Annotated in this window: 3 protein-coding genes, 1 tRNA gene and 1 pseudogene; 3 read left to right on the forward strand and 2 right to left on the reverse strand. The window is 67.9% G+C overall.

The window, feature by feature from the left end:
- Positions 1-16: 16 nt before the first annotated feature.
- Positions 17-1,042 (reverse strand): annotated as a pseudogene (locus AC1Y2B_RS11440) (MBL fold metallo-hydrolase).
- The gene (locus AC1Y2B_RS11445) at positions 1,039-2,727 is read right to left on the reverse strand and encodes an acyl-CoA dehydrogenase family protein (RefSeq protein ID WP_482253219.1); all 1,689 of its coding nucleotides are present in this window, start codon (positions 2,725-2,727) and stop codon (positions 1,039-1,041) included. The pseudogene AC1Y2B_RS11440 and the gene AC1Y2B_RS11445 overlap by 4 nt, the downstream one beginning before the upstream one ends.
- Positions 2,728-2,835: 108 nt before the next feature.
- Here AC1Y2B_RS11445 and AC1Y2B_RS11450 point away from each other — a divergent pair, with 108 nt between their 5' ends.
- From AC1Y2B_RS11450 to AC1Y2B_RS11460, 3 genes are all read left to right on the forward strand, one after another.
- Positions 2,836-3,780 carry an L-threonylcarbamoyladenylate synthase gene (locus tag AC1Y2B_RS11450; RefSeq protein ID WP_482253220.1) on the forward strand — a complete coding sequence of 315 codons (945 nt, stop codon included), beginning with the start codon at positions 2,836-2,838 and terminating at the stop codon, positions 3,778-3,780.
- A gap of 91 nt (positions 3,781-3,871) precedes the next feature.
- Positions 3,872-5,887, forward strand: a complete 2,016-nt coding sequence (locus tag AC1Y2B_RS11455) for a hydantoinase/oxoprolinase N-terminal domain-containing protein (protein ID WP_482253221.1) — start codon at positions 3,872-3,874, stop codon at positions 5,885-5,887.
- A 221-nt stretch (positions 5,888-6,108) separates the two neighbouring features.
- Positions 6,109-6,185: transfer RNA gene (locus AC1Y2B_RS11460), tRNA-Met, on the forward strand.
- Positions 6,186-6,189: the final 4 nt, after the last annotated feature.

Below are 6,189 nucleotides of genomic sequence, written 5' to 3' on the forward strand. Positions count from 1 at the left end.
GCAATGGCCGGTCCGGTCAGCCAACGGCCTGCCAAAGCCAGGCACCCTGCGCAGAAAGGTGGCGGGTGACGCGGCCTTGGTGCAGCAGACAGTTTAGGTGAGCCAGCGCCTCGGCAAGGGCAAGGCCGAACTCTGCCGGGCCGATGGCGCGGCTGAACAGCGGGGCAAAGCATTGCGCGGCCGTGGCCGGCGCGGCCAGATGCGCTGCCAGCCGGGAGAGCGCCGTTTCATGCGAGGCGATGATCTGCGCCAACCGTGTGGGCAGCCCGGTGAAGGGCAGTTTGTGACCCGGCAGAACCAGATGATCCGGCGTCGCAAGCGGCAGGAACCCGCGGCACGAGGTCAGCCATTCCGTCAGCGGGTCCGCCTATGGTTGGGTGGCGTAGACGCCGATGTTGGGGGTGATGGTGGCAAGGAACTGGTCGGCGCCAAGGATGATCGGGTCATCAAGGCTCCACAGCGTCGCCTGATCCGGCGCGTGGCCCTGGCCCAGCCGCACCCGCCAGCGACGAGCGCCGGCGGCAAGGATGTCGCCCTCGGCAAGGCGGGTGAACCCCAGCGGCATTGGTGCCACCACATCGCAGAAGTTGAAGGGACGTTCGCGGGTGGCGAGGGTTTCGGGGTCAAGTCCGGCGCGTGTCTGGAATTGCAACGATTCGGGGGAATGTTCCCGCTGTTCGTCCAGTGTCAGCATGCGGGCGTAAAGCCAGGCGGTGCGCGGGATCAAAAGCTCCACCCCCTGATCCTGAAACCAGCCGGCAAGGCCCACATGATCCGGGTGGTGATGCGTCACGATCAACCGGGTGATGGGCTTGCCCGCCAGCGTCACTGCCATCAGCCCCTGCCAGACGGCCTTCGTCCGTTTGGACGCCATGCCGGTGTCGACGATGGTCCAGCCGTCGCCATCATCCAGCGCATAGACGTTGACATGGTCCAGTGCCATCGGCAGCGGCAGGCGCAGCCACAGGATGCCGGGGGCGACCTTCACCGCACGGAATTCTGCCGGCGCTTCCGGAAAAGGATAATGCAGGGTCTGGGTCACGCCGAGAGCGCCTCGGCGGTCATGTCGAACAGGCCGGCCGATCCCTCCCGCGCTTCGGCAAGCCAGGCGGCGTGGCGGGGCAACAGGCGCGTCACCGCAAAGCGCGCCAAAGGCAGCCGAGAGGGGTCCGCCGCTGCCGCCAGCAGGTGGAAATGCGCCCCCAGCACCTGCGCAAAGCCGCGCTGATAGGCCACCGCAGCCCCGGCCCGATCCTGTGCGCCCTGCGCCAGAAGGGTGACGGTTGCGTCTTTCAGGGCCGCAACCGCTGCGGTCTGGGGCGCTGCGAGGTCAGCGGGGGCTTGCTCTGCCGTCGCCGCCATCTCGTCCAGCAAAACATGGGCCATCGCCCCACCGTCCAGCATCTTGCGGCCCACCAGATCCAGCGCCTGGATCCCGTTGGTGCCTTCATAGATCGACGTCACCCGCACATCGCGGGCAAATTGGGCTGCCCCGGTGTCTTCGATGAAGCCCATTCCGCCATGCACCTGCACGCCCAGTTGCGCCACGTTGTGCCCGGTGTCGGTGCCGTAAGCCTTGGCGATGGGCGTCAGGAACGCCGCCCGCGCCAGCCAGTCCGCTGACCCCGTGGCCCGCGCCATGTCGATGGCCACCGCACAGGCCAGCGCAATCGCCCGCGCCGCGAAGGTCTCGGCTTTCATCTCCAGCAACATCCGCCGCACGTCGGGGTGGCCGATGATGCCGGGCTCTCCGGATCCGGTGCGGCCTTGTTTGCGGCCTTCGGCATAGGTCAGCGCCTGCTGGAAGGCCGCTTCCGCCACCGACACGCCCTGCACGCCAACGCCAAGCCTTGCGTTGTTCATCATGGTGAACATCGCGGCCATCCCCTTGTGCGGCGCCCCCACGATCCAGCCCTTGGCCCCCTCGAAGGCCATCACGGCGGTGGGCGAACCATGCAGGCCCAGCTTGTGCTCCAGCCGCACCACCTTCAGGCTGTTGCGCGCGCCAAGGGATCCGTCCGGATTGGGCAGGAATTTCGGCACCATGAACAGGCTGATGCCCTTGGTTCCCGGGGCGGCATCGGGCAAGCGCGCCAGCACCAGATGGCAGGTATTGGCCGTGAAATCGGCATCTGCCCACGAGATGAAGATCTTCTCCCCGGTCACGGCAAAGGCCCCGTCCGGCGTCGCCACCGCCTGCGCCCGCAAGGCCCCGACGTCCGAGCCCGCCTGCGGTTCGGTCAGGTTCATCGTGCCATGCCACGCGCCGGAAATCAGCTTGGGGATGAAAAGCGCCTGCATTTCGGGGCTGGCGTGATGCTCCAGGGCTTCGATCTGGCCTTGGGTCAGCAAGGGGTTCAACTGCAAGGCCAGACAGGCCGAGCCCATCATTTCATTGACGCAAGTTGCCAGCGTGATGGGCAGTCCCATGCCGCCATGCTCGGGCTGTGCCGACATGCCGATCCAGCCGCCTTCGGCAATCGCCCCAAACCCCTCGGCAAAGCCGGGCGAGGTGCGCACCGTGCCGTTCTCCATACGGGCCGGGTGCAGGTCTCCGCTGCGGTTCAGCGGGGCGAGGGTGGTTTCGGACACCTTCGCCGCTTCCAACAGGATCGCCTCGACGGTGTCGGCAGTGGCGTCCGCGAAACGCTCGGTTGCGGCGACCTTGGCAAAGCCCATCAAGGGCAGAAGCAGACGGTAATCGGACAGCGGGGCACGGTAGGGCATCAGGTCTCCATCCGAAGGGGCTTCTTCACAAGGGGGGCGGCGCGGAGTATGGCAGCGCAGGTTTACGCTGACCCCCGCGCGGGTTTCCAGCAAGAAAGACGCTGCGTCATGGCTGAGACGACTGAAATCCTTGCCCCCGATGCGGCGGGTATTGACCATGCGGCGGCTCTGCTGCGGCAGGGGCGTCTGGTCGCATTCCCGACCGAGACAGTCTATGGTCTGGGCGGCGACGCTTGCAGCGACCTCGCCGTGGCGCGGATCTACGAGGCGAAGGGTCGGCCGCGCTTCAACCCGCTGATCGCCCATGTCTGCGACATGGCGATGGCGCGCCGTCTGGCCGTCTTCGATGCCCGGGCCGAGGCCTTGGCCGCCCGCTTCTGGCCGGGCCCGCTGACGCTGGTCTTGCCCTTGCGCGCCGAGGCTGGCCTGTCGCCCTATGTCACTGCCGAACTGCCCACCGTCGCCATCCGCCTGCCTGACCATCCCGTCGCCCGCGCCCTGATCGCCGCGTTCGGTGGCCCCTTGGCGGCCCCCTCTGCCAACCCGTCCGGTCGGGTTTCCCCGACCCGGGCCGGGCATGTTCTGGCGGGCCTTTCTGGCCGGATCGCGGCGGTGATCGACGGCGGCGACTGCGCGGTGGGTGTGGAATCCACCATCCTTGGGCTGTTCGAGCAAACCGAACTTCTTCGCCCCGGTGGCGTGGCGGTGGAAGACATCGAGACGCTGAGCGGCCCTCTCATCCTTGGCGGCCATGGCCCCCGCCCCAATGCCCCCGGTCAACTCGCCAGCCACTACGCGCCCGAGGCTCCGGTGCGGCTGGATGCCGTCGATCTGCGCCCCGGCGAGGTGCGTCTGGGCTTCGGTCCGGGAGTGGCTGACCTGACCCTTTCCGCCACGGGTGATCTGGTGGAGGCGGCGGCAAACCTGTTCCACCTGCTGCGCGAGGCCGACCGCATCGCCCGAGGCCGCCCCATCGCTGTGGCTCCGATCCCGGAAACCGGCCTTGGCCGGGCCATCAATGACCGTCTGCGGCGGGCTGCGGCGCCAAGGTAGGCGCTGGGCGACCAGGGCGTGTCGCGCTTGGGCCTTTCCCTGACGGCACTTGGCCTTATCTAGACCTGCGAACACATACAGGAATGCGCGAATGGCCTATCTTCTGGGCGTCGATACCGGCGGCACCTACACCGATGCAGTGATCCTTGACGAGGCTGCAGATGCCGTGATCGGCAAGGCCAAATCGCTGACCACGCGGGCCGACCTTGCCACCGGCATCGGCAAAGCCGTGGACGCAGCGCTTTTGGGCGCTGGCGTGTCCCCGGCACAGATCGCCATGGTCTCGCTGTCGACCACGCTGGCCACCAATGCGCTGGTCGAAGGGCAGGGCGGGCGCGTCGCCCTGATCTTCATCGGCTTTGACGCCGACGATCTGGAGCGTGGCGGGCTGATCGAGGCTTTGAAGGGCGACCCTGTCGTGCGTTTGTCGGGCGGTCACAACCATGCGGGCGGCGAGGCGGCCCCCCTCGACATGGCAGTCCTCGAAAAGGCGGTTGCCGATCTTTCCGGCGATGTCATGGGCTTTGCCGTGGCCTCTCGCTTTGCCACCCGCAACCCGGCGCATGAAATCGCGGCACGTGATCTGATCCGCCGCATGTCTGGCCGCCCGGTGACCTGCTCGCACGAGTTGTCCGCCAAGCTGAACGGCCCGAAACGCGCCCTGACCGCTGTTCTGAACGCCCGTCTGATTGGCATGATTGACCGTCTGGTTGCCGCCTGCGAACGCCACCTGCAGGCCGTTGGCATCACCGCCCCCCTGATGGTGGTGCGCGGCGACGGTGCCTTGATCTCTGCCGCCATGGTGCGTGAACGCCCGATCGAGACAATTCTGTCCGGGCCCGCCGCCTCCATCGTGGGTGCCCGCTGGCTGACCGGCGCCGCCGATGCGCTGGTGTCGGACATCGGCGGCACCACCACCGACGTCGCCCTTCTGCGCAACGGCCTGCCCGAGATCGACCCCGAAGGCGCCCGCGTTGGTGGCTTGCGGACCATGGTCGAGGCGGTTGCCATGCGCACCTCCGGCCTTGGCGGCGACAGCGAGGTGCATCTGGTCACCACCGGCCTGACCGGCGGCCTGCGCCTCGGCCCGCGCCGCCTGATCCCGGTGTCCCTTTTGGCGGTGGATCATGGCCCGATGGTGCACGCCGCGCTGGACCGCTGGCTTTCCTCTGACACCGCCGGAGAGTTCGATGGCCGCTTTGTCATCCCGATGCACGGCCAGACCGGCGGCCTGACCCCGCGTGAGGCGACGGTTCTGGCCCGCGTCAAGGATGCCATGCCCTTGGCGCAGGCTTTGTCCTCGCGCCTGGAAGTCGCGGCGATGGAGCGGCTGGTGGCGCGTGGGCTGGTGATGATTTCCGGCGTTACCCCCTCGGATGCCAGCCACATGCTGGGGCGTCTGGACAGCTGGGATGGCACCGCCTCCGCCAAGGCGCTGAAGCTGCTGGCCAAGCGGCGCAACGGCTCGGGCGATCGGATCGCCGCCGATGGCGTCACCCTCTCGCAGGCGATCATCGACCAACTGACCGCGCAGACCGTGGACTGCCTGCTGGAAGCCGCCTTCGACGAGGATGGCGGTTTTGACGAACCTTCTGAAACGCTCGCCCGCCATGCCCTGACCACTGCCGGCCTGAACCGCCACCGTGGCGTGGTAGAGGTGACCCTGCGCCTGGGTGTCCCGGTCATCGGCCTTGGCGCGTCAGCCCCCAGCTACTATGGCGCCGTGGGCGAGCGGCTGGGCTGCGAGATGATCCTGCCCGAACATGCCGGTGTCGCCAATGCCATCGGGGCCGTGGTGGGCCAGGTCAGTCAACGCGCCTCTGGCCTTGTCTCCAGCCCCGGCGAGGGCCGCTTCACCGCCCACCTTCCGGAAGGTTTGCAGACCTTCAACGATCGCGATGCCGCCCTTGACGCCCTCGAAGCCGCGCTGCGGACCGAAGCCAGCGCCCGCGCCCGTCAGGCCGGCGCCGAGGACCTGCACGTCACCACCGCCCGCGACATCCGCGAAGCCAATGTCGAGGGCCGCCCGATGTTCATCGAGGCGACCGTGACGGTCACCGCCTCGGGCCGGCCCCGGGTCGCACACCAGACGCCCGAGGCTGACTGAAACCCCGTCTCGCGCCGCCGTCCGGCCGGTCTGGCCATGGCACCCTCAATTCGCTTCGCTGCGATCCGCAATCTGGCGGGTCGTCTGGCCATGGCGTGGCCTCGGCGGCCGCCAACCTCTGGCTGCGGACCATGAACCTCGCGATCTTGCCGCAGGCCCGCACGATTCCTGACGATTTTGCCTTGACGCCCCAAGCCGCCTCCAGTACCTCCCCGCCCAGTGGCTAGGTAGCTCAGCTGGTTAGAGCACGTGACTCATAATCACGGGGTCGGGGGTTCGAGTCCCCCCCTCGCCACCACTTT

The sequence above is a fragment of the Stagnihabitans sp. genome, assembly GCF_964946895.1.